General features: G+C 71.0%; 23 protein-coding genes. 11 read left to right on the top strand and 12 right to left on the bottom strand.

The annotated features are described in order from the left end of the window. Positions 1-22: 22 nt before the first annotated feature. Positions 23-1,012, bottom strand: coding sequence for a hypothetical protein (locus IE307_RS00745; protein ID WP_229904255.1), 990 nt, complete (start codon positions 1,010-1,012; stop codon positions 23-25). Positions 1,013-1,077: 65 nt separating this feature from the next. Between IE307_RS00745 and IE307_RS00750 the strand changes: the two genes are divergently transcribed. The 3 genes from IE307_RS00750 to IE307_RS00760 all read left to right on the top strand — a co-directional run bounded on the left by IE307_RS00750 (position 1,078) and on the right by IE307_RS00760 (position 4,128). Further along, positions 1,078-1,548 carry a (2Fe-2S)-binding protein gene (locus IE307_RS00750; protein ID WP_191295482.1) on the top strand — a complete coding sequence of 157 codons (471 nt, stop codon included), beginning with the start codon at positions 1,078-1,080 and terminating at the stop codon, positions 1,546-1,548. Next, positions 1,545-3,572 carry a xanthine dehydrogenase family protein molybdopterin-binding subunit gene (locus IE307_RS00755; protein WP_191295483.1) on the top strand — a complete coding sequence of 676 codons (2,028 nt, stop codon included), beginning with the start codon at positions 1,545-1,547 and terminating at the stop codon, positions 3,570-3,572. The genes IE307_RS00750 and IE307_RS00755 overlap by 4 nt, the downstream gene beginning before the upstream one ends. 79 nt (positions 3,573-3,651) lie before the next feature. Then, complete coding sequence (locus IE307_RS00760; RefSeq protein WP_229904256.1) at positions 3,652-4,128, top strand: MarR family winged helix-turn-helix transcriptional regulator; 477 nt, start codon at positions 3,652-3,654, stop codon at positions 4,126-4,128. A gap of 297 nt (positions 4,129-4,425) precedes the next feature. Here the strand turns inward: IE307_RS00760 and IE307_RS00765 are convergent, their stop codons facing one another. Further along, positions 4,426-5,460, bottom strand: a complete 1,035-nt coding sequence (locus tag IE307_RS00765; RefSeq protein WP_191295484.1) for a LacI family DNA-binding transcriptional regulator — start codon at positions 5,458-5,460, stop codon at positions 4,426-4,428. Positions 5,461-5,676: 216 nt separating this feature from the next. Between IE307_RS00765 and IE307_RS00770 the strand changes: the two genes are divergently transcribed. Genes IE307_RS00770 through IE307_RS00785 form a run of 4 tightly spaced genes read left to right on the top strand, consistent with a single transcriptional unit; the run spans position 5,677 to position 10,126 of the window. Next, positions 5,677-6,933: an ABC transporter substrate-binding protein gene (locus IE307_RS00770; RefSeq protein ID WP_191295485.1), complete on the top strand. Its 1,257-nt coding sequence runs from the start codon at positions 5,677-5,679 to the stop codon at positions 6,931-6,933. Between the two features lie 18 nt (positions 6,934-6,951). Then, complete coding sequence (locus IE307_RS00775; RefSeq protein WP_191295486.1) at positions 6,952-7,863, top strand: carbohydrate ABC transporter permease; 912 nt, start codon at positions 6,952-6,954, stop codon at positions 7,861-7,863. Between the two features lie 4 nt (positions 7,864-7,867). Next, positions 7,868-8,755: a carbohydrate ABC transporter permease gene (locus IE307_RS00780; RefSeq protein ID WP_191295487.1), complete on the top strand. Its 888-nt coding sequence runs from the start codon at positions 7,868-7,870 to the stop codon at positions 8,753-8,755. Positions 8,756-8,773: 18 nt separating this feature from the next. Next, positions 8,774-10,126, top strand: a complete 1,353-nt coding sequence (locus tag IE307_RS00785) for a GH1 family beta-glucosidase (RefSeq protein ID WP_229904257.1) — start codon at positions 8,774-8,776, stop codon at positions 10,124-10,126. Here IE307_RS00785 and IE307_RS00790 read toward each other — a convergent pair. Genes IE307_RS00790 through IE307_RS00805 form a run of 4 tightly spaced genes read right to left on the bottom strand, consistent with a single transcriptional unit; the run spans position 10,101 to position 14,288 of the window. Beyond that, positions 10,101-11,474: an alpha/beta hydrolase gene (locus tag IE307_RS00790; RefSeq protein ID WP_191295489.1), complete on the bottom strand. Its 1,374-nt coding sequence runs from the start codon at positions 11,472-11,474 to the stop codon at positions 10,101-10,103. The genes IE307_RS00785 and IE307_RS00790 overlap by 26 nt on opposite strands. Positions 11,475-11,483: 9 nt before the next feature. Continuing rightward, positions 11,484-11,738 (bottom strand): DUF3253 domain-containing protein, encoded by a 255-nt coding sequence (locus IE307_RS00795; protein WP_191295490.1) that lies wholly within the window; start codon positions 11,736-11,738, stop codon positions 11,484-11,486. Further along, positions 11,735-13,195, bottom strand: a complete 1,461-nt coding sequence (gene crtI, locus IE307_RS00800; protein ID WP_191295491.1) for a phytoene desaturase family protein — start codon at positions 13,193-13,195, stop codon at positions 11,735-11,737. Before crtI ends, IE307_RS00795 begins: the two co-directional genes overlap by 4 nt. 16 nt (positions 13,196-13,211) lie before the next feature. After that, entirely contained in the window at positions 13,212-14,288 is a 1,077-nt protein-coding gene (locus tag IE307_RS00805; RefSeq protein WP_191295492.1) for a polyprenyl synthetase family protein, read from the bottom strand. A gap of 144 nt (positions 14,289-14,432) precedes the next feature. Here IE307_RS00805 and IE307_RS00810 point away from each other — a divergent pair, with 144 nt between their 5' ends. From IE307_RS00810 to IE307_RS00825, 4 genes are all read left to right on the top strand, one after another. Continuing rightward, positions 14,433-15,359 carry a phytoene/squalene synthase family protein gene (locus IE307_RS00810; protein WP_191295493.1) on the top strand — a complete coding sequence of 309 codons (927 nt, stop codon included), beginning with the start codon at positions 14,433-14,435 and terminating at the stop codon, positions 15,357-15,359. Positions 15,360-15,372: 13 nt separating this feature from the next. Further along, entirely contained in the window at positions 15,373-16,335 is a 963-nt protein-coding gene (locus IE307_RS00815) for a Rieske (2Fe-2S) protein (RefSeq protein ID WP_191295494.1), read from the top strand. An 80-nt stretch (positions 16,336-16,415) separates the two neighbouring features. Then, positions 16,416-16,703 carry a WhiB family transcriptional regulator gene (locus IE307_RS00820; RefSeq protein ID WP_191295495.1) on the top strand — a complete coding sequence of 96 codons (288 nt, stop codon included), beginning with the start codon at positions 16,416-16,418 and terminating at the stop codon, positions 16,701-16,703. After that, on the top strand, positions 16,700-17,563 hold the full coding sequence (locus tag IE307_RS00825) for a MerR family transcriptional regulator (protein WP_191295496.1): 864 nt from the start codon (positions 16,700-16,702) through the stop codon (positions 17,561-17,563). The genes IE307_RS00820 and IE307_RS00825 overlap by 4 nt, the downstream gene beginning before the upstream one ends. Here the strand turns inward: IE307_RS00825 and IE307_RS00830 are convergent. From IE307_RS00830 to IE307_RS00855, 6 genes are read right to left on the bottom strand one after another with little or no spacing between them, the layout of a single operon-like run. Continuing rightward, positions 17,560-19,002 (bottom strand): cryptochrome/photolyase family protein, encoded by a 1,443-nt coding sequence (locus IE307_RS00830; RefSeq protein ID WP_191295497.1) that lies wholly within the window; start codon positions 19,000-19,002, stop codon positions 17,560-17,562. The two genes, IE307_RS00825 and IE307_RS00830, sit on opposite strands and share 4 nt — an antisense overlap. Then, entirely contained in the window at positions 18,999-20,210 is a 1,212-nt protein-coding gene (locus IE307_RS00835; RefSeq protein ID WP_229904258.1) for an NAD(P)/FAD-dependent oxidoreductase, read from the bottom strand. Before IE307_RS00835 ends, IE307_RS00830 begins: the two co-directional genes overlap by 4 nt. Then, entirely contained in the window at positions 20,207-21,730 is a 1,524-nt protein-coding gene (locus tag IE307_RS00840; RefSeq protein WP_191295498.1) for an FAD-dependent oxidoreductase, read from the bottom strand. Before IE307_RS00840 ends, IE307_RS00835 begins: the two co-directional genes overlap by 4 nt. Further along, a complete protein-coding gene (locus IE307_RS00845) occupies positions 21,727-22,419 on the bottom strand; it encodes a class I SAM-dependent methyltransferase (RefSeq protein ID WP_191295499.1) in 693 nt (230 codons plus the stop codon). The genes IE307_RS00840 and IE307_RS00845 overlap by 4 nt, the downstream gene beginning before the upstream one ends. Next, on the bottom strand, positions 22,406-22,720 hold the full coding sequence (locus tag IE307_RS00850) for a lycopene cyclase domain-containing protein (protein ID WP_191295500.1): 315 nt from the start codon (positions 22,718-22,720) through the stop codon (positions 22,406-22,408). The genes IE307_RS00845 and IE307_RS00850 overlap by 14 nt, the downstream gene beginning before the upstream one ends. Then, entirely contained in the window at positions 22,713-23,039 is a 327-nt protein-coding gene (locus IE307_RS00855; RefSeq protein WP_191295501.1) for a lycopene cyclase domain-containing protein, read from the bottom strand. Before IE307_RS00855 ends, IE307_RS00850 begins: the two co-directional genes overlap by 8 nt. Between the last annotated feature and the right edge of the window lies 1 nt (position 23,040).

Raw genomic sequence — 23,040 nt, forward strand, 5'->3', positions numbered from 1 at the left:
GGCTCCGCGCCGCCCTGCCCGGTCACGACCGCCCGAGGCGCGCGAGCCTGACACCCGCCCAGATCAGCAGGGCGAGCACGCCCACCAGCAGGTACTCGATCAGCGGGATGCGCACCACCTCGTCGATCTTGCCGATCCCCCGCCAGGAGTACACGGCGAGCGCGGCCACCACGAACGTGCCGCCGATCCACCACCGCACCGCCGCGCTGAGGCCGACGCCGTGCATCTGGGTGAGCACGAAGATCGCCACGAACCCGAAGAAGAACATCGGCCACATGCCGTTCGGGCCGGAGTTCATCACGGCGACGAGCGTGCCGTGCACGGCGACGAGCAGTTCGAGGGTGAGCGTCCACCAGCGGTTCGTGTGGGATCTCGTGAACATCAGACTGCTCTGCACGAGCAGCAGGAACATGTAGAAGAACCCGATGAGGTGTCCGCTCGAGGACTCCATCGGGTGGTACCAGAACGTGTAGATGGCGGCCCAGCTGAACAGGTAGCCGTGGTAGCGGCGGGCGAGGTCGACGACCTGCGCGGAGATCGGCGCGGACCAGGTGAGCACCAGGCCGCGGCGGCGGTTCTCCATCAGCAGGACGACGACCAGGAGCAGGACCACCGAGCCCTGCGAGCTGAAGATCGAGACGTCCTGGGCCAGACCGTCGTAGAACACCTGCGTCTGCAGGGCGTGCAGGGCGATGAACCCGCCGTTCGCGGCGAGGGCGATGACGTTGACGCGGTGCAACCCGGTGGTGTAGCGCCTGATTCGCGTCTGGGCGTAGTAGATCAGGCCCCACGACACGAGTTGGTGCGCCGCGTAGCCCACCCAGGCGGACGCCCTGGTCCAGAAGGTCGGGTCCGGCAGCTTCCAGTAGTACCAGGAGGCGCCCTGGTCGGGCAGCAGGGCGACGCCGTGCAGCCGCTGGCCCAGCAGCCAGACCAGGCCGGTGAGCAGCGCACTCGCCACCACACCCCACACCAGGACACGGCGACCGGGCCGCCGCAACTCGTTCAGCATGCTGAGCATTATGCACGGTTCGTCGTGATACGTTCAGCGCACTGAGCAAATCAGGAGGCAACGCGGTGGCCCGATATCTGTTGCGCGTCAACGGTGAACGGCACGAGGTCGACGTCGACGGAGACACTCCCCTGCTGTGGGTGTTGCGCGACGAACTGGGGTTGACGGGGGTCAAGTACGGCTGCGGGGTCGGCCTGTGCGGCGCCTGCACGTCCCATGTGGACGGTCAGGCCGCGCGGCCCTGCGTGCGCACGGCGGCGGACAGCGCGAAGACCCGCATCACGACGGTCGAGGGCCTGTCGCGCGACGGGAACCACCCGGTGCAGCGGGCGTGGCGCGAGCTCGACGTGGCGCAGTGCGGCTACTGCCAGCCCGGCCAGGTCATGGCCGCCGCGGCACTGCTCGCCCGCGACCCCGACCCCGACGACGCGGCGATCGAGGAGGCCCTGCGCGACAACGTGTGCCGGTGCGGCACCTACCCCCGCATCCGCGACGCCGTCCGCCGCGCCAGCCGGATCATGCGGGAGGAACGATGATCAGCAGGCGAACGTTGTTGCGCGGCGCGGGAGCCGGCGCGCTCGTCGTCGCGATTCCGGTGCCCGTCCTCGCCTCCGGGGGACTCGTGCCGAACGTCTTCGTGCGCCTGGACGACGCCGGTCGCATCACCGCGACCGTCCCACGCCCCGACACCGGCCAGGGCGTGCGCACGGTGGTCGCGCTGATGGTCGCCGAGGAGCTGTCGGTCGAACCCGGCGACGTCCAGTTGGAACAGGCACCCGGCGACACCGAGCGCTTCGGTCCTCAGGCCGTGATGAACTCGACCTCGGTCCGCCAGCTGTCGACACCCGTCCGCACAGCCGCCGCGACCGCCCGCTGCCTCCTCGTCACCGCCGCCGCCACGCGCTGGCGCGTACCGGTGGCCGAGTGCACGACCCGCGACGGCGCCGTCCACCACCCACGCCGAGGACGAGCGCCCTACCGCTCCCTCGTGCGTGCCGCCGCCGCACTGGACCCGGCCACCGTGCCGGTCGCACTCACACCGCCGGAGAAGTGGCGACTGCTGGGCAAGACCCGCGCCGGCCGCGTGGACGCCCGCGACATCACCACCGGCCGCACCCGCTACGGCATAGACTCACGGCCACCCGGCGGCCTGGTGGCGGTCGTCGCCCGTCCCCCGTGGATCGGCGCGGTGCCCGACACGATCGACGACACCGCGGCCCGCGCCCTCCCCGGAGTGGTCGACGTCCTGACACTCACCGCGCCGGCCGAGGGCCAGGGCGGCGTGGCGGTGATCGCCAAGTCCACCCACCAGGCCCTGAAGGCCCGCGACGCCCTCCGCGTCACCTGGCGCGGCGGCACCCCCACCGCGGACAGCCGCACGTGGCTGAGCGACCTGCGAGCAGCCCTGCCCGCCCAAGGCCCCATCAACGGCATGCAGCAAGTCTTCGAAATGCCGCTGCTGGCCCACGCGCCGATGGAACCGATGAACGCCACGGCGCACGTCCGGCCAGATGGCGTCACCATCTGGGCTCCAACCCAGGACCCCGGCGGCCTGCGCACCCAACTGGCTCGCCAACTAGGTGTCCCCGCGACCTCGGTCCGCGTGGAGACGGCGGCGTCCGGCGGAGCCTTCGGACGCCGCATCGAACCCGACCCGGTCCTGGAGGCAGTCGCCTGCTCCCGCCGGACCGGCACCCCGGTCCAGGTGCTGTGGACCCGCGCCGACGACATGCGCAACGACTCCTACCGCCCGATGTCGGTACACCGCCTGTCGGCGGAGCTGGGTCCGGATGGCCTGCCCATCCGAAGGGCCCACGAGGTGGCCACCTGGCCGCTGACCGTCCTGCCGATCTTCGCCAATCCGGCCCTCATCAAGGCGAGCGGCGACCACTTCCCCTACTCCGTGCCCGGTGACGTCACCGTCACCGTCCGCCCCGCTCCCCTGCGCACCGGCTTCTGGCGCTCCGTCTACGCGGGCCAGTTCGTCTACGCCGAGGAGAACTTCCTCACCGAGATCGGCAAGCGCTCCGGCCTCGACCAGGTGGCCCTCCGCCGAACCCTGCTACCACCGGCCTCACGCCTGCACCGCGTGCTCGACGCCGTCGCCGCCCGCGCCCGCTGGACCAGGCCACCCGCACCGGGCACCACCCGCGGCGTCGCCTGCCTGGAGGACTACGGCTCCGCGATCGCGGTCATCGCCGTGGCCGACCCCGCCTCCCGCCGCCTGCTGCGCGTGCACGCGGCCGTCGACGTGGGCGTGGCGCTGCACCCGTCCGGCGTCCGCGCCCAGGTGGAGGGCTGCGTGATCGACGCACTCTCCACCGTCCTCGGCGCCCAGATCACCGTCCGGAACGGACAGGTCGCCGAATCCTCCTTCGGCGACTACAAGTGGGCGCGACTCGGCCAGACCCCGGACATCGACGTCACGATCGTGCCGTCCACCACTCCGCTGGGCGGCCTGGGCGAACTCGCCTACCCACCCGCGGTCGCGGCCATCGCGGCGGCGTTGGCGGGCGACGCACCGGTCACGGGCATGCCGTTCGGTGTCGATGTGGGGTGATCGCAGGTGAAACACCCGTCACCCGGCGCGCGGGTCACACCGACGTCGGGTGATCGGGCGGATCTGGGATGATGGGGCCGTGGCCGAGGGAGACGAGCTGGCGGTGGCCGACCGCCCGGACCAGGTGGGCGCGGACGTCGCCTCCTGGCCCACAGGCAGGCTCCTGTCGGTCGCGGCGCGCGTCGTCGAGAAGCGCTTCGAGGACTTCCTCGCGACCCGCGGCCTCACCCACGCCGGCATGATCACCCTGCACCACCTGGCCGACGGCCCGCGCTCGCAGCGCGAGCTCGCCGTGCTCTGCCGGGTGACCGACCAGACCATGAGCCGCACGATCGAACACCTCGACCGGGGTGGGCACGTGGTGCGCAGCCAGGACACGAAGGACCGCAGGCGCACCTCGGTGAAGATCACCCCGGCGGGGCGCCGGGCCCTCGCCGCCGCTCGCCGTGAGGAACGCGAGTCCGACACGTTGCTCGGCGCCGTGGACGACTACGAGCACTTCCGGCGGCAGCTGATCGCGCTGATCGCGGCGGCGACGTCCACAGAGGACAGCTGAGTCCCCCTGCCCGGTGGCTCCGCCTTCCACCAAACCGATGCCTGCCGCACCTCGGGCGTCGACCGCCCCGGCCCGCAGAAACCTCTGGACACCCCGCAGCCGGCACAAGCGCAGCGCCGACACCCAACCCACACGTCGAGCGAGCGGCCCACGTCGAGTGCGCGGCCACAACGTCGAGCGCGCGGCTCACACCGTCGAGTGCGCGGCTCACACCGTCGAGTGCGCGGCCACAACATCGAGCGCGCGGCTCACACCGCCGATTGCGCGGCCACAACGTCGACCGCGCGGCCCACACCTCTAACCCGCCCCGCAGGAACCCCTCACCACGAGCCGCGTGGGCAGCACCACGGGAGCCTCCCGCTCCGCCCCGGTGATCATCGCCATGATCGCCTTCGCCGCCGCCACCCCGAACCCCGGCTTGTCCTGCGACACCGTCGTCAGCGCCGGCTCCACGACCGAGGCGATCTCGATGTCGTCGAACCCCACCAGCGCCAGGTCCTCCGGCACCCGCACCCCGGCGGCACGGGCGGCGAGCAGCGCACCCACCGCCATCTCGTCGCTGGCCGCGAACACCGCGGTGGGCGGCTCGGGAAGAGCCAGAAGCCGTTGCATGGCAGCGGTTCCGCTCGCGCGGTAGTAGTCCCCGGCCACCACGTAGTCGTCTCGCAACGAATGTCCCGCCTCGACCAAAGCCCTGCGGTAACCGGAGACGCGGGCCTCGGACGGCTGGTTCCCCAGGGGACCGGTGATCGTGGCGATGCGCGTGTGGCCAAGGCCCAGAAGGTGCTGGACGGCCGAGAAGGCGCCGCCGGCGTTGTCCGAAGTCACGTAGGTGGCACGGGGCCCGTCGACGACGACGTCCACTGCGACACAAGGAACTCCGGACTGCGCGAACGCTCCGAAGGCCTCGGCGTCGGAGCCGCTGTCGATCAGGACCAGGCCTCCGAGGTGGTGGCGTCGGGTCATGTTGACGTAGCCGACGGGGTCCGCGAGTGACGCGCCGACCTCGCGGGCGTCGCCGCTGGTCGCGAGCATCAGCAGGTGGTAGCCGTGGGCGCTCAGGGCGGACTTCAGGCCTATCAACAGGTCCTGCAGGTACGGGTGGCGCCAGCCGGGCCTGCGGTGGTCGGTGTCCCAGACGAGGCCGATCATCGTCGACTGCTTGGTCGACAAGGCCCGCGCCGACTCGTTGGGCCGGTAGTCCAGCTCTTTCGCGACGCGCAGGACGCGGGAGCGCGTTTCCTCGTTGACCGTTTCCGGCTGGTTGAAGACGCGCGACACCGTCGCCACGGACACGCCGCAGAGCTGGGCGATCTCTCGCCCGGTCGCCATCAGACCTCCCGAAATCACCGTAAGCGGTTACATAAACCCTACGAGCAGCAGTTCTCCTAGTCAAACCGCTGCGGCGGCGAAGCCGTTTATCGATTCGTTACTTGACTGACGGCGCGTAACCCCGCTGTCATAGGCGCCACACATTCGCGCCGCACATCTTCCGGAGAACCACTTCTCCTGCTTCAGCGCGCCCAAAAACCAACGGAGGCCTGGAAAATGCGCCCCAAAGCACTCGCACTCGGCTGCGCCGTCATGGCGACGGCCCTGGTGCTCAGCGGTTGCGGCAGCGGTACCGCGTCCGGCGGCAAGACCAAGCTGACGATCGGTCTGTTCGGCAACTTCGGGTACGCCGAGCTGCTCAAGGAGTACGCCGCCGCGCACCCGGACGTCGAGATCTCCGACCGCACCGCCTCCTACTCCGACCACCACAAGAACCTCGCCGCGCACCTCGCCACCAGCAGCGGCGCGGCGGACATCGAGGCGGTCGACACCGGGTACGTCAACCAGTTCAAGGCCACGCCGGACAAGTTCGTCGACCTCAACACCAAGGGCGGCGACCAGCTGAAGGACCGCTGGCTGCCGTGGAAGTGGGAGGCCTCGCTCAGCAAGGACGGCAAGCAGATCGGCTACGGCACGGACATCGGCGGCCTGGCCATCTGCTACCGCCGCGACCTGCTGCAGAACGCCGGGCTGCCGGCCGACCGCGACCAGGTCGCCGCGCTGTGGCCGACCTGGAAGGACTTCATGGCCGCGGGCAAGAAGTTCCAGGAGAAGGCGCCCGAGGGCGTGAAGTGGTTCGACGGCGGGCCGACCGTCCTCAACGCGATCGTCGGTCAAGCGTCCACGGGCTACTACGACAAGACCGACAAGATCGTCGTGGGCGAGAACAAGGAGATCAAGGACGGCTGGGACCTCGTCGTCGACGGCGTGAACTCCGGTCTGTCCTCGAAGCTGCTGTACTCGACCCCGGTCTGGAACACGGGCTTCAAGCAGGGCCAGTTCGCGACCGTGACGTGCCCCGCCTGGCAGATGGCCAAGATCAAGGACCAGGCCGGTCCGGAGGCCGCGGGCAAGTGGGACGTCACGTCCGTGCCCGGCGGTGGCGGCAACTGGGGCGGCTCGTACCTGACCGTCCCGAAGTCCGGCAAGAACGTCGACAAGGCCGTGGAGCTGGCGGCGTGGCTGACCGCGCCCGAGCAGCAGGCCAAGGTGTTCAAGAGCGCCGGGCTGCTGCCGTCGATCCCCAAGCTGTACGAGGACCCGTCGATCATCGACTACAAGAACCCGTACTTCAACGACGCCCCGATCGGCAAGCTGTTCACCGACGCGGCGAAGAAGCTCAACCCGCAGTACCAGGGGCCGAAGGCGGGCGACATCCAGACCGCGATCGGCAACGCGATGCAGCGCGTCGAGCAGGGCAAGCAGAACGGCGAGGAGTCGTGGAAGCAGTTCGTCGGCGACGTGCAGAAGTGACGCGCTGACATGGTCTTGATGGACAAGACGGCCAGAAGGCACCGCTGGGACGCCAAGTTCGCGCCGTACGGGTACGTGGCGCCGTACTTCCTGATCTTCGGTGTCTTCGGGCTGTTCCCCCTGCTCTACACGATCTGGGTCTCGCTGCAGGACCGCAACCTGCTCGAGTCCGACGCGGCGACCTTCGTGTGGTTCGACAACTACGCGAAGCTCATGGCGGACCCGTACTTCTGGAACTCCATGGGCAACACGCTCAGCCTGTGGCTGCTCACCACGGTCCCGCAGATCCTGTTCGCGCTGTTCATCGCCCAGCTGCTCAACCGCAAGGTCCGCACGCGCACGCTGTTCCGGATGGGCGTCATCCTGCCGAACATCACCTCGGTGGCGGCGGTGACGATCATCTTCGCGCAGCTGTTCGGCCGGGACTTCGGCCTGTTCAACTGGGTGCTGGGCCTGTTCGGCGCGGGGCAGATCGACTGGCAGGCGGGCACGGCCTCGTCGCACATCGCGATCGCCGTGATGGTGGTGTGGCGCTGGACCGGCTACCACGCGCTGATCTTCCTGGCCTCGATGCAGGCGATCTCACCGACCCTGTACGAGGCGGCCACCCTGGACGGCGCGAGCGGTCGCCAGCAGTTCTGGCGCATCACGGTTCCGCTGCTGCGGCCGCAGATCATCTTCACGACGATCATCGCGACCACCGGCAACATGCGCCTGCTCGCCGAACCGCTGCTGTTCAACCCCGGCGCCGCGGCCGCGACGGGCGGGTCGGACCGGCAGTTCCAGACCGCCGCGCTGTACCTGTACGAGCAGGGCTTCACCAAGTACGACTTCGGCTACAGCTCGTCGATCGCGGTCGTGCTGGCCATCGCCACCGTCATCGTCGCCGGGATCGGCTACCTGGTGACCAAGCGGATCCGGACGGAGTGACCCCATGACCGCTGTACTGGAACGCCCCGCGCCGGCACCGCCCGCCGGGCCCGCGGCGAAGGTGCGCAGGCTGGCCAGGCGCGTGGCGGGGCCGTGGACCTACGCCGCCCTGATCGCGATCCTCGCCGGGTCCGCCTTCCCGGTGTACTGGTCGTTCGTGGTGTCCTCGCAGACGCCGGACGCGATCGACAGCGTGCCGCCCGTCCTGGTGCCGGGCGGCCACCTCTTCGCGAACATCGCGCGTGTCTTCGACACCACCGACTTCGCGCTGGCGCTGCTGAACTCGATCGTGGTGTCGGGCACCGTGACCATCTCGGTGGTGCTGTTCTCGACGCTGGCCGGCTTCGCGTTCGCCAAGCTGAAGTTCCGCGGCCGCAACGTGTTGCTGCTGCTGATCATCGGCACGCAGGCGATCCCGACCGAGCTCGGCATCATCCCGCTCTACATGATGATGGCCGAGTTCGGCTGGGCCGGCGAGATACACGCGGTGATCGTGCCGGGGCTCGTCACCGCGTTCGGCGTGTTCTTCATGCGCCAGTACTTCGAGCGCGCGATCCCGGACGAGCTGCTGGAGGCGGGCCGGATGGACGGCTGCCACTCGCTGCGGCTGTTCTGGCACGTGGCGCTGCCCGCCGCGCGTCCGGCGGCCGCGGTGCTCGGGCTGTTCACGTTCATGCAGGCGTGGAACGACTTCTTCTGGCCCCTGGTCGTGCTCACGCCGGAGAACCCGACCGTGCAGACCGCTCTGTCCACCCTGGCCAGTGGCTACACCACGGACTACACGCTCGTGCTGACCGCCGCGACGATCGGCACGGTGCCCGTGCTGGCCGTCTTCCTGTTGTTCGGCCGCCAGATCGTCGGCGGCATCATGTCCGGCGCCGTCAAGGGCTGATTTTCTTTGGAGACTGCAGTGAGCTTTCCGGACGGTTTTCGCTGGGGCGTGGCGACCTCGGCCTACCAGATCGAGGGAGCGGCCCGGCTCGACGGCCGCGGTCCGTCCATCTGGGACACCTTCGCGCAGGTCCCCGGCGCCGTCGCCTCGGGCGACACCGGGGACGTGGCGGCCGATCACTACCACCGCTGGGCCGAGGACGTCGGGCTGCTCTCCGACCTGGGCGTGGACGCGTACCGGTTCTCGGTGTCGTGGTCGCGGGTCCTGCCCGAGGGTCACGGCAGGATCGAGCAGCGAGGCCTCGACTTCTACCGGCGGCTCGTGGAGGCGTTGCTGGGCAGGGGCATCGAGCCCTTCGTGACGCTCTACCACTGGGACCTGCCCCAGGCGCTGGAGGACCAGGGCGGGTGGCGCAGCCGCGACACGGCCCACCGGTTCGCCGACTACGCCGCCGTGGTGCACGAAGCGCTCGGTGACGTGGTCAGGAAGTGGACCACGCTGAACGAGCCGTACTGCTCGTCGATCGTGGGCTACGGCGAAGGCCGCCACGCACCCGGCGCACGCGAGGGCCACGGTGCCCTGGCGTCGGTGCACCACCTGCTGCTGGGCCACGGTCTCGCCGTGCAGTCGATGCGCGCGAACGGGTTGCCCGAGCAGGAGTTCGGCATCGTGCTCAACCAGTCCCCGTCCGTGCCGGTGACGGACTCCCCCGCCGACGTCGCCGCCGCGACCCGTCAGGACGTCCTGCTGCGCCGGCAGTTCACCGACCCGCTGTTCGGCTCGGCGTACCCGGAGGAGCTGACGTCGATGTTCGGCGACATCAGCGACTTCTCGTTCCAGCAGGACGGCGACCTGGAGATCATCGGGCAACCGCTGGACTACGTCGGCCTCAACTACTACTACCGGCTGCACGTCGCCGACGCGCCCCACCGCGAGCCGGACCCGGCCAAGCGCACCGCCCACGACATCGGCGTCGACACGACCCAGCTCCCGGACGTGCCGCGCACGGGCATGGGCTGGCCGGTCGAACCCGTCGGCATGACGACCGCGCTCGCCGGCCTCAAGGCCCGGCACCCCGATCTGCCGCCGGTCTACGTCACCGAGAACGGCTGCGTCTACCCGGACGTCGAGGGGTTCGAGGACACCGAGCGCATCTCCTACCTGAAGGACCACATCGCGGCGGCTCAGGCCGCGGACGTGGACCTGCGCGGTTACTTCTGCTGGTCGCTGCTCGACAACTTCGAGTGGGCGCACGGCTACAAGCACCGGTTCGGCCTGGTGCACGTCGACTACCAGACGCTGGAACGCACGCCGCGCGCCAGCTACCGGTGGTACCGCGACTTCATCAGGGAAGCACGGCAGGACAGCTGACCGCGGGCGTCTTCAGGTCGATCAGGTAGCTGTCGACGCTGGTCCGGGTGCAGGCACTGCGCGGGTAGGCGATGTGGCCCCAGCCCTCGTAGGTGAGCAACGCCGTGTTGCGCGGTGCCTGCCTCTTGATGTTGACCGCCCACTCGTGCGGGGTCGTCGGGTCGTACCTCGAGTTGATGACCATGATCTTCGGCGCGTCGCCGATGTCGAGGCGGTGCGGCGGGTTGGCGGGCCGTCCGGGGACGCCGATGCACGCGGTGGCCTCGTCGTGGCCGAGGAAGCTGCCGCGCATGATCGGCGACCGGCGCAGCTCCTCGGCCCGGAACCGCTCGTACTCCCGGAAGTTCCTGATCCGCAACGAGAAGTCCTGGCAGACCGAGGCCAGCACCACCGACTCGTAGTTCGGCTCGAAGTCCTGGGTGCGCAGCACCGAAGCGCCGGTGATCAGGTCCGCCGCGTAGAGCCAGTCAGGACCGCGCAACGCGAAGTACATGTCGTCGAGCAGGCGCTGCCGCCCGCCCCGCTCCCCGTCGGCCCGGACGAGCGCCGCCTCCCAGGCCGCGCGGACGTCCTGTCCGTGCAGCACGCAGGAAGTCGTGCTCTCGCACCACTTCTCGAACTCCCGGAACGAGTCGTCCGAGGCCGCGGCCCGGTCTCCGACGAACCGCCGGAGGTCCGCGCTGTGGTCGACGACGCTGTCGAGGACCATCGCACGGAGGTGGCGACCGAACTTCTCGGCGTACACCTGGCCGAACGTCGTGCCGTACGACAGGCCGAAGTAGCTGATCCTCTTCTCGCCCAACGCCCTCCGCGCCGCATCCAGGTCCCGCGCCACGGTGGCGCCGTCGGCGTGGTCGAAGACCGGACCGCTGCGTTCGCGGCACTGCGCGAGCACGGTCTGGTTGTGCCGCAGCAACGCGGCGAACGCGGCCTCGTCCTGCGGGTGGACCGACGGCTGACCGGGCATGAGGTCGGCGCAGCGGATCGCCAGGCTGCCGCCCGTGCCCCGCTGGTCGACGCCGACGATGTCGAACCGGGCGCGGACCTCGGGGCTGAACAGGCGCGACAGCGCGAACTCCGCCGCGGAGCCACCAGGTCCGCCGGGGTCGACGACCAGCACCCCCAGCCGGCGCGCCGGGTCGGTGGCCTGGTGGCGCGCGATCGCGAGGTCGATGCGCGGCCCGCCCGGCCTCGCCCAGTCGAGCGGGACGGTCAGCGTCCCGCACTGGCCTTCGGGGTTGTCCGGGCACGGCGCCCAGGAGATGGGGTCCGCGGGTTCGGCGTGGGCCGCCCCCGCGGAGATGACCAGGACCACAGCAGCTACGGATGTCGCCAGTGCCCGCCTCATCGCCCCACCCTAGGGCAGAAGGCGAATCCGTACGGGTCCGTTCCATTCTTCTTCCGGCGACAACACCTGTTCGCCCTGCGTGACCACGACACGGCCATGGGCGGCCAGCTCCCGCGCGACCGCACGAGCCGGTTCCATGAGGTCGCGCCACCCGTCGTCACCGACGGCGCGCGCGGCCTCCGACGGACAGATCGACTTGGCCGGCCCGCGGGCCGCGAGCAGGTCCAGGATCGCCTGCTCGAGCCGGTGCGGGACCGTGCTCACCGCCGCAGCCGCTCGGCCGCGAGCCTGCCCGAGATGAGCACCGGCGGGATGCCGACGCCCGGGGTCGTGCCGCTGCCCGCCAGCACGACGTTGCCGTCGCGGAACGGCAGGTTGCCCGGCCGGAACGGGCCGGTCTGGGCGAAGGTGTGGGCGGCGGAGAACGGCGTGCCGGCGGCCTGGCCGTCGCGTGCCCAGTCGTCCGGTGTCACCACCGCGAGCGGTTCGGCGTCGACGAGGAGCTTGCGCGCGGACATCTCCTCGACGATCTCCTCGGCGTACCTCTGCGCCATCGCGTCCCAGCGCAGCGGAGCGGTGTCGAGGTTCGGGCACGGCGCCAGGAGGTACTGCAGGTGCCTGCCGTCCGGCGCCAGTTCGGGGTCCGTCAGGGTGGGTGTGGTGAGCAGCAACGACGGATCGCTCATCAGCTCCCCCCGCTTGACGATCTCGTCGAACGTGCCGTCCCACTTGTCGCCGAACGAGATCGTGTGGTGCGCGAGGTCGTCCGCCACCCGGCCCGCCGACAGGTGCACGACCACCGCGGAAGGCGACCAGCGCAACGGCATCACCCGGCGCGGCTCACCCCGCAGCAGCCTGGTGCTCTGCGCCGGACCCGTGGCCAGAACGACTGCGTCACAAGGGATGCGCGCATCGGCCGTGCGCACGGCGTTGACCCGGTGACCGACCCGTTCGAGCTCCTCCACCTCGACGCCGTAGTGGAACGTCACCCCCGCTTCGGAGGCGGCGTCGGCCAGCGCCTGCGGCACCGCGCGCATGCCTCCGCGCGGGAACCACACGCCCGCGATCGTGTCCATGTAGGCGATGACGGCGTAGGCGGCGAGAGCGTCCTTCGGCGCGACACCGGCGTACAACGCCTGGAACGTGAACACGCGCCGAAGCCTGTCGTCCTTCAGGAACCGCCCCACCGCCTTCGCCAGCGAGCCGAAGCCGCCGAGCCGCGCGAGCTTCACCAGGTCGGGGCCGACGAGGTCCAGCGGCGAGTCGAAGCTCGCGCCGATGAACCTGTCGCGTTCCACCTCGTAGAGCTTCGTGAGCCACGCCCGCATGTCGAGGTAGCCCTGCGCCTCGCGGTCGCCCGCGAACTCGCGGACCGCCTGCTCCATGCGGTCCGCGCCGGTGTGCACGTCGAGCGCCGTGCCGTCGGAGAAGGTCGCGCGGTAGGCGGGGTGCAGCGGCAGCAGCTCGAGGTGGTCCTCGCGCCGGTGGCCCACCGCGGCGAACGCGTCGTCCAGCAGCTCCGGCATCGTGAGCACGGTCGGCCCGGTGTCGATCCGGTGGCCGTCCACGTCGAGACGGCCCGCGAGGCCGCCGGGGTGCGGCTGCCGTTCGAGCACGGTCACCTCGTGCCCGGCACCGCGCAGGTGCAGTGCCGCCGAGAGTCCCGAGAGCCCGGCACCGACCACGACCACACGGTCCGTGCGGCCCTTAACCACGTGCACCACTGCGTTCCCCCACTCAGGTCGTTCGTGCCACGGCACGGCCGGCGAGGCGCACCAGTTCTTGACGTGCATCGTCGTCGATGGCCGCGCGCTCCAGCGCCGCCACCCCCGAGGCCGCGAGCTTCTCGATGTGCTCCTCCACCGCCGCGACGGCCCCGAGCTCCACGAGCAACGCGCACACGTCGCTCACGGTCCGCTCGCTGACGGCCCCGGCCTCCAGGCACCGCCGGAGCAACCTCTGCGCCGCGGGCTTGCCCTGCGCGCGGGAGAGGGCGATGGACATCAACGGCGTCCGCTTGCCCTCCCTCAGGTCCTCCCCCACCGGCTTCCCCGTGAGCGAGGAGTCGCCGTACACGCCCATCAGGTCGTCGCGCAGCTGGAACGCGACGCCGATGTCGTGGCCGTACGCGCGCAGGGAGTCCACGACGTCGACGTCGGCGCCCGCGAGCGCGGCCCCGAGGTGCAACGGCCGTTCCACCGTGTAGGCGGCGGTCTTCAGGGACGCCACGCGGACCGCGGCCTCCAGCGACTCCTCGCGCTGCGCGACACCGAGGAGGTCGAGGTGCTGCCCCATGATCATCTCGGTCCGCATCGACTGCCACGGACCCCAGGCACGGCTCAGCACGTCGGCGGGCAGACCGGCGGTGACCAGCGCGTCGTCCGCCCAGGCCAGTGCGAGGTCGCCGACCAGGACCGCCGCGGAGTCGCCGTACTGCCGGGCGCTGCCTGCCCACCGTTCCCGCCGGTGCCGCGCCGCGAACGACTCGTGCACCGACGGCTTGCCCCGTCTGGTGGGCGAGCGGTCCATCACGTCGTCGTGCACCAGCGCGCAGCACTGCAGCAGTTCCAGGGCCACCAGTGCCCGCACGACGGCGTCCGCCGGCGGCGCGCCACCGCCTGCCCGCCAGCCCCACCACGCGAACGTCGGCCTGATCCTCTTGCCACCGGCCAGGATCAGCTCGCGAAGCTCGGCCGTGAGCTCGGGGGCCAGGTCCTGCCTCGCGCGCAGGAAGTCGTGCAGTGCTTCGTCGAGCAGGACGCGGAAGTCGTCCACCTGCGACGGGCGAGCGTCCACGCTGGTCAGCAGCGACATCGGCGTTCCCCTGGGAGTCGGCGGGCGTTCGGTGGTTTCGAGCTAAGCAGCGCGGTGACGGCTCCGCATGATGAGCGCCGTCGTTGTGCGAAGGACTACTCGTGGACTTAGCGTTGAGGGACTTCTTCCGCGAAAGGACCGCTGATGTCGGCTGAGCGCGAACTGGACGCCGCGGGGGTCACCGACCCGGCGTTGCGCGACGCGTACCGGCGCTGCCGTGAGCTCAACGCCCAACACGGCCGCACCTATTACCTGGCAACGAGGTTGCTCAGCGCGGAGCAACGTCCCGCCGTGCACGCCCTGTACGGGTTCGCCCGGTGGGTCGACGACGTCGTCGACGACGTCCACAGTGGAGTGGACGCCAAGGTCGCCGAGCTCACCGCGATCGACGGCCGTCTGCAGGCGGCGCTCGCCGCCGGGACGACGGACGACCCGGTGCTCGCGGCGCTGATCGACACCGTGCACCGCTACGACATCCCGGTTCAGCACTTCCAGGACTTCATGGCGTCTATGCGGATGGACCTCACCGTCACCGACTACCCGACTTGCGCGGATCTAGACAGGTACGTCCACGGTTCCGCCGCGGTGATCGGCCTGCAGGTGCTCCCGGTGCTCGGCACCAGCGTGCCGAGGGAGGAGGCCGAGCCCGCCGCCGCGGCGCTCGGGGTCGCCTTCCAGCTCACCAACTTCATCCGCGACGTCGGCGAGGACCTCGACCGCGGCCGGGTGTACCTGCCCGCCGACGAGCTCGCGGCGTTCGGCGTCGACCGGGAACGGCTGATGCACGCGCGGGCCCAGGGCAAGGCCGACCAGCAGGTGCGGGCGGCGCTGCGCGACCAGGTGCGCAGGGCGCGGCAGCACTACGACCGGGCCTGGCCGGGCATCGGCATGCTCGCCCCGCGGTCGCGGCCGTGCGTGCTCACCGCCTACCGCCTGTACGGGCGGATCCTCGACCTCGTCGAGGACGCGGACTGCGACGTGCTGTCGCGCCGCGTCGTCGTGTCGAACGGCAGGCGCCTCGCCGTCGCCCTGCCCGCGCTGGCCAGGGCGGTGTTCGCCCGTGCCGCGTGAGGGGAGGAAGGCCATGCGCGACCGGATCCCGCTGCGGATCTACTCCAGCCCGCCGTGGCGCGAACAGCGCCCGACGTGGCAGGACGCGAAGCCCGCGCTGATCGAGGCGGCGCTCAAGCGCGCCACCGCACGGCCGTCCGGCAACTGGTTCGTCGCGGGCGCCAGCCGTGACGTCGTGAAGGGCAAACCGTGCGGCCGCACCATCGCGGGGCAGGAGGTCGTGCTCTGGCGCGGGCCCGGCGGTGTGCTCATGGCCGGGTCCGGCTCGTGCCCGCACCTCGGCGCTCCGCTGTGCGACGGCGCCGTGGCCGAGGGCAAGCTGATCTGCCGCTGGCACGGCCTCGCGCTCGACGGCACGCGGTTCGGCGCGTGGACGCCCTTCCCCGCGCACGACGACGGCGTGCTGGTGTGGGTGCGCCTCGACCGGGCGGGCGGTGAGGAGCCGCTGGACGCGCCCGTGCTGCCGGAGCGCCCGCCGGCCGGGTCGATCGACGCGGTGGCCACGCTCATCGGCCGCTGCGACCCCGAGGACGTGATCGCGAACCGGCTCGACCCGTGGCACGGCGCGTGGTTCCACCCCTACTCGTTCGCGAACCTGCACGTGCTGGAGACCCCGACCGACGCGGAGGACCGCTTCCTGGTCGAGGTGACGTTCCGGCTCGCCGGGCGCGTCGGCGTGCCGGTCATCGCCGCGTTCACCTGCCCGGAGCCGCGCACGGTCGTGATGCACATCGTCGAGGGCGAAGGCGCCGGCAGCGTCGTCGAGACGCACGCGACCCCGATCCGCGACGGCCGCACGGCCGTGGTGGAGGCGACGATCGCGCACTCGGACCGTCCCGGTTTCGCGCACGCCAGGCCTGCGGCGGGGGCGTTGCGCCCGGTCATGCGCTGGGCCGCTGCCCGGTTGTGGCGTGACGACCTCGCTTACGCCGAACGCCGGTACGCACTGCGCCGGACGGGGCGGTTCCCGGATTAGAGACCCCGAGTTGCGTCGTTTCTGAGTCGATTTTAGGATGGTGTCCACCATCGAGGTCGACTCATCAGAGGACGTGCGTAATGCCCGAATTGTCCCGTCTGCCTCAACCCGTCGCGGAGTCGTGGGACTGGCAGCTCGCCGGTCTCTGCCGGGGCATGGACAGCGCCTACTTCTTCCACACGCCGAACGAACGCGGCTCCGCGCGAGACCAGCGCGAAGCCGCGGCCAAGGCCATCTGCCAGCGTTGCCCGGTCATGGAAAAATGTCGCTCGCACGCGCTGGAGGTCCAGGAGACCTTCGGCATCTGGGGTGGGCTCGGGGAGAGTGAGTTGAGGGCGATTCTCGCGAAACGTGCTCGTAGGACGTGACCTACACGCCACGAGCGGTGGCCGGCATGCTCGGCATCGCCCCCACCACGCTCAGGACGTGGGACCAGCGCTACGGCCTGGGCCCCTCGATCCGCACCGAAGGCGGCCACCGCCGGTACGAGGACGCGGACGTCGAAGTGCTGCGCCGGATGGTCGTGCTGACCGCCCAGGGCGTGGCGGCGGCCGCCGCGGCGGTGCTGGCGCGGCAGAAGCCCGTCGCACCCACGGCCGGCCCGCGCACCTCGATCACCCCCGCGGAAGCCCTCGTCGCGCAACGCGGTTTCCTGGCCGCGGCGAAACGGCTCGACGAGCCGATGATGTCCGACCTCGCCTCGAAGCTCCTCACCGACCACGGTGTCGTGTCCGCGTGGGAGACCGTGTTCGTCCCGGCCCTGGTGGAGCTCGGCCACCTGGTCGTGAGCAGCGGACAGGGTGTGGAGGTCGAGCACCTCGCCAGCGGGAGCGTGCTGCACGCCCTGCGCGGGATCCCCCGCACGAGCAGTCCGGGAGCGCTATCCGCGTTGTTGTCGTGCGCGCCGGACGAGCAGCACTGGCTGCCGCTGGAGGCGTTGGGCGCGGCGCTGTCCGAAGAAGGCTGCATGTGGGGCAACCTCGGCGCACGGGTGCCCGCCGAGGCGTTGTGCGACGCGGCGGACCGCTTGCGTCCCGGCGTCGTGCTGGTCTGGGCCCACCGGCCCGACCTGGCGCTCCGCGTTCCCCTGGAAGAGCTCGGCACGCGCTCGGGCGCCGTCGTCGCGGTCGCGGGCGCCGGGTGGCACGGCCTGGAGCTGCCGTCGTTCGTGCGCCGGCCGCAGTCCCTGACCGAGGCGATCGGGATCGTCCTGGAACGCGCCCGCTAGAAGATCTCCCGGTCGCGTTCCTGCGCGCGCACCTCGTCCAGCTCGGAGATGCGGCGCAGGCCCTGCACGGCGCGGGCCATGCGGTGGTTGCCGCTCACCTGCGCCTCGTGCCGGTCGAGCCACGCCCAGTACCCCGCGGTGTACGGGCACGCGCGTTCTCCCGTGCGCTGCTTCGGGTCGAACCAGCACGTCTTGCAGTGGTCGGTCATGCGGTTGAGGTAGGCGCCGCCGCTGAGGTACGGCTTCGTCGCGATCACGCCGCCGTCCGCGTGCTGGCTCATGCCGATCACGTTCACCGGCATCACCCACGGGAAACCGTCCACGAAGGACGTGACGAACCAGTCGTTGAGCGCGGCCGGGTCGTACCCCCGTTGCAGCGCGTGGTTCCCCAGCACCATCAGGCGCTGGATGTGGTGCACCCAGCCGTGGTCGCGGACGCCTTCCAACGCCGTGCGTAGGCACGCCGCGCGCACCATCGACGGCCGCAGCTCCGCCCACCACGACGGCAGCTCGGTCGTGGCGCGGAAACCGTTGTGGCGCCGGTAGTCCTGCCCGAGGTGCCAGTAGAGCTGCCACACGTACTCGCGCCAGCCGAGCACCTGCCGGACGAACCCCTCGACGCTGGCCAACGGCGCGTCGCCGCCGCGGTAGGCGTCCTCCGCCGCGTAGACGACCTCCAGCGGGTGCAGCAGGCCGTGGTTGAGCGGCACGGACAGCAGCGAGTGCGCCATCGTCCAGTCCTTGGTCAGGACGGCGTCCTCGTGCGGGCCGAAGTGCGGGAGGCGGTCGCGCAGGAAGACCTCCAGCGCCTTCAACGCCTCTTCGCGGGTGATGGCGAAGCGGCGCGGGCCGTCCCGGCCCACGGCCGGAAGGTCCATCGCGTCGAGGTCGGCACGCACCTGCGCGTCGATGTCGTCCTCTTCGGGCCACCACGGCGCCGGAACGCCGAGCCGGCCGCGTTTCGGTGGCGGCTCGCGGTTCTCGGTGTCGAAGTTCCACCGCCCGCCGACCGGTTTCTCGCCCTCCATCAGCACGTCGAAGCGGGTGCGCTGGTAGCGGTAGAAGTCCTCCATCAGGAACCGCTCACGCGGGCCCGCCCACGCCGTGAACTCGTCGCGGGACAACGCGAACGCGGGCGTGGGCAGCACTTCGACGCCGAGCTCGACCAGCATCTGCCGTGCGGCCGCGGAACCCGGCTGGTAGGCGACCACCGGGCCTTTCAATTCACGGATCGCCTCGCGGTACGTGTTCGCGCGCACGAGCGTGACGCGGTCGGGGAACTCGGCGGCGAGATGGCGCATGCCGGACAGCACCAGGTGCAGCTTCTGCCGGTGATACGGCCTGCGGCGCAACGCCGCCGCCGACTCGACCAGCACGATCTCGTCGTGACCGGTGTAGAAGTGCGGCCCCAGCTGGTCGCCGAACAGCAGCAGCGTCACCGCCCACCGCGCAGGTCGGCGAGCACGGCGTGCGCGGCTCTCCGCCCCGAGTGCAGCGCCCCCTGGATCGAGCTCGTGTCGCGGTGGTCGCCGCACACGTACCGGCGTTCGCCCGCGCGGACGGACTGCTTCAGCCGGTGCGGCGCCGTCATCGAGGGGATGGCGTGCGGGATGTCGTAGCGCTTGAGCACCTCCCACCGGCTGGTGTCCGTGCCGTACAGGCGGTCCAGGTGCCGGCGGACGTCCTGCTCGCCGGCCTCGCCCACCACCGAGGCCTGCACCAGCGGGGCGTGCGGCGAGTACGGGCGCGACACCTCCGACATCACCGCCGTGTTCACGACGGGGCCGCCGTTGGCGTCGACGACCAGGCACCCGTCGCGCAACGGGGACCTCGGCGGGCGGAAGTACCAGGTGGTCACGCCGTTCCAGCGCGGTTCGGCGAGGCCCGGCAGCAGGCGGGCCGCGGTAGTGCCGTCCGTCGCGACCACCACCGCGTCGGCGGTGATCCGTTCGCCGTCCTCCAGGTCGACGCCGTTGTCGTGCACGGCCTTGACCGCGGTCTCCAACCGGACGGAGTCCCTGGGAAGACGTTCCGCCATGGCCTTGGGCAACTCCCCCATGCCGAGCGCGGGCACCGCGGCGCCGCCTCGGGCGAAGCTGCGCCACACCAGGTGGAAGAACCTAGACGACGTGCTCAGCTCCCGTTCCAGGAACACGCCGGACAGGAACGGGCGGAACACCGCCTCGACCGCGCGATCGGAGACTCCCAGTTGCCGCAACGCCTCGCGGGTCGTGCGTTCCGGCCGCGTCAGCAACGGCCGCACCGGCCCGAAGGCGTCCGGCGCCGAGAACCGCGCGACCGCCGCCACGTCACGCGCGCCCAGGACGTGCTGGCGCAGGAACCCGTCCCACGCGGACGGTCCGCTGCGCGGGTCGGCGAGCAGGTCGTGCCTGCCGTTGTCGTGCACGAACGCGCCGGGCCGGAAGTGCCGCAACGGGAACGGGTCCAACCGCAGCCGTTCCAGATCGGGATAGGCGGGCAGCATGATCTGGAAGCCCCGGTCGAACCGCACGCCGTCCTCGACGTCGGTCCGCACGCGGCCGCCGACCTCGTCCGACGCCTCCAGGACCGCGACCTCGACGCCCGCCGCGGCCAGTTCCAGTGCGGCGTTCAACCCGGCCAGACCGGCCCCCACCACGACGATCACAACGTCCTCCAGCGACGGGCGGCCGAGCGCAGCAGCCCGACGCGGCCCTCGGTCGGCACGGTCCACAGCTCGGTGCCCGCGACGCCCCAGCGGCTCAGCAGGTGGTTGGCGGCGGCGAACCCGGTGGTGGCCGCGCGTTCCATGAGCGCGACCGGCAGGTCGATGCGCACCAGGTCGCCCGCCATCACCAGGAACTCGTCCGGGGTCGTCACGCGCGGCCTGCGGGCGAATCCCCCGGCGGGGAACAGCGGGCAGTCCTCGCGCAGCTCGTGCCGTTCGTCGACGACGCCCGCCTGCTTGGTCTCCGGGTAGACCTCGGTGAGCTGCACCCAGAGGCGGGCGCGGGCGGACTGTTCGTCCACATCGGACGGCAGCGCGTACCCGTGCAGCTCCACCACGGAACCACCGGTGCGCGCGGCCCACGCCCGTGCCTCGTGCTCGTAGTGGTCGAGCACGCTGATGTTGTCGAGCAGGTCGTGGCCACCGGTGCCGAGGAAGCCCGGCCGGTCCGCGTCCACCGGCCTGTCGAGCCAGTACCGCGACACCAGGAACCGGGGCGCGGTCTGCAAATTCCCGATGGTGTCGCGCCACGCGGAGTCGCCGAGCGAGGGCGAGTCGCCGACGAGCGCCCGCAGGCCGGGGACGTCCGCGGCGAGCACCACGGCGTCCGCCTCGATCGCGCCCTCGCCGATGGTGACCGAGTAGCGCTTCTCCTCGCCCGGCAGCACGGACCTGACCTCGACGCCCGTGCACACCGTCGTTCCCAGCGAGGTGAGATGGCGCCGCAGCGGCTCCCACAGGCCGTGCGGGAACGGGTCGGCTGCCACGTCGAAGAGCAGGCCCTCGCTGGAGCCGAGGAAGTAGATGTGGAACATGACCGCGAGCTCCGCGGCCGACATCCGGGTGGGGTGCGCGAAGAAGCTGCGGGAGAACACCTCGAACGCGAGGGCGTGCGCGGCCTCCGGGAAGCGGATCTGCTCCAGGTAGGAGGCGGCGTCGATGGAGTCGAGCTCCTCGTACACCCTCGGCACGGACACGTCGAGCAGCGACAACGCCGCCCGCGCGTTGACGTCGGGCAGGTCGCGCCAGCGGAACGTGGGACTGCCGCGCAGGAACGCGAGGGCGTTCCACGGCACGGACTTCGGCAGGTTCGCGAAGCCGTCGCGGTGGCCGGAGGCGTGCTGCAGCGGGTAGTCCGGCAGGCCGGTGAGTGCCCGTCCGGCGGGGTCGACGCGCTTCAGCAACGCCCGCAGGTTGTAGTACTGGCGGAAGAACGCGTGGAAGCCGCGCGTCATCGTCGCCTCGCTGCCGTCGGCGAGCCTGGTGCTCCAGCCGCCGACGCGCCCGCCCAGGTACTTCTCCCGTTCGCACAGCACGACCCGCGCGCCGCGTTCGGCGAGCAGCGTGGCCGCGGAGAGGCCCGCGATGCCCCCGCCCACCACGACGACCACGGGTGCGTCCCCGTCGAACTGCGGACGCCCGGCCGGTGCCGGGATCCGCACGGCCCTGCGATCCCTCACCGCTGCTCCTGTGCCGGAACGTGACCGCGGAAGGTGTGCACCACGCCGAGTTGCAGACCGGGCAGGGGCGCGCTGCGGACGCCGGTGAAACCGTTGCGCCGCAGCCGGTCCCGCAGAGCGGAGGCCCCGTCGAAGTCCATCACGCTGCGCCACAGGTAGGTGTACAGCGAGCGGTCGCCGGTGACCAGCCAGCCGGCCGGCACGATGAAGCCGCACAACGCCGTCCACACCGCCGTGCTCACCAGCGAGTCGCGCACCGAGTACTCGTGCAGCACCAGCGTTCCACCGGGCTTGACGAGGTCGCGGATCCGCTGGAGCGTGGCGTCGGGCTCGGGCAGGTTGCGCACCAGGTAGGCGGCGAACACCGCGTCGAACTGCCCCTCGTCCACGTCCTCGGCCCGGCTGTGCACGAACCTGACCGTGTCGGGCCAGCGCTTCTCCCGTGCCCGCGCGATCATGCCCGCCGAGGCGTCCACGGCGACGATCTCCACGCCGGGCGCGGCCGTGACCAGCGCGGCGGTGGAGGCACCGGTGCCGCAGCCGAGGTCGAGCACCCGCATGCCGGGGCGCAGGCCGAGCGCTCTCGCCGACAGGCGCAGCGCCTGGTGGTAGCCGGGGTTGAGCCCGACGAGGAAGTCGTAGCCGCGAGCGGCTCGGTCGAACTTCCCCGGTACCTCAAGCTTGTTCACGAGCCAGCCTTCCTCGTTCCCACAACAACAACACGGCGGTGACCATGGCGAACCCGTAGAGGAAGTCCTCCACGGGGATGTCCCAAGGCACCCGCACACCGCTGATCGCCCAGTCCGCGTAGAGCACGATCGGCTCGTCCAGCTTCGTCAGCCACCCGTCCACCGGCACCTGGAACCCGAGCACGATCGCCATCGTCACCCAGTAGGCGGGCCGCTTGAACAGGCCCGTGCGCAGCAACCAGAACTCCAGCGACAGCACGACGACGACCGCCGTCATCGCGGCGAGCGAGTACTCAACCATCGCGCGACCATCGTTTCGAACGCTCGCGCACGGCCTCGTAGGTCAGCACGGCGCAGAGCGGGATCGCCACGAAGAACAGGACTTCCTCGATCGGCAGCACCCCGCCGATCACCACCCCGGTGGTCGCCTCGGGGTGAAAGCTCCAGTGTCCACGCAGGATGGCCACGACATCCCACACCGCTAGCACGACGAGCACAGGTGCGATGGCACGCGCCAACTCCGGTCCGCGGCGGTATACACCCCGTCCCATCCACTCCAGCGGCACCGTGACGAGCACGCACGCGCCCAGCACCGCCAGGTACTCGTACTGGCTTCGCATC

This window comes from Lentzea cavernae (genome assembly GCF_014653695.1).
GTDB classification, from domain to species: Bacteria; Actinomycetota; Actinomycetes; order Mycobacteriales; family Pseudonocardiaceae; genus Lentzea; species Lentzea cavernae.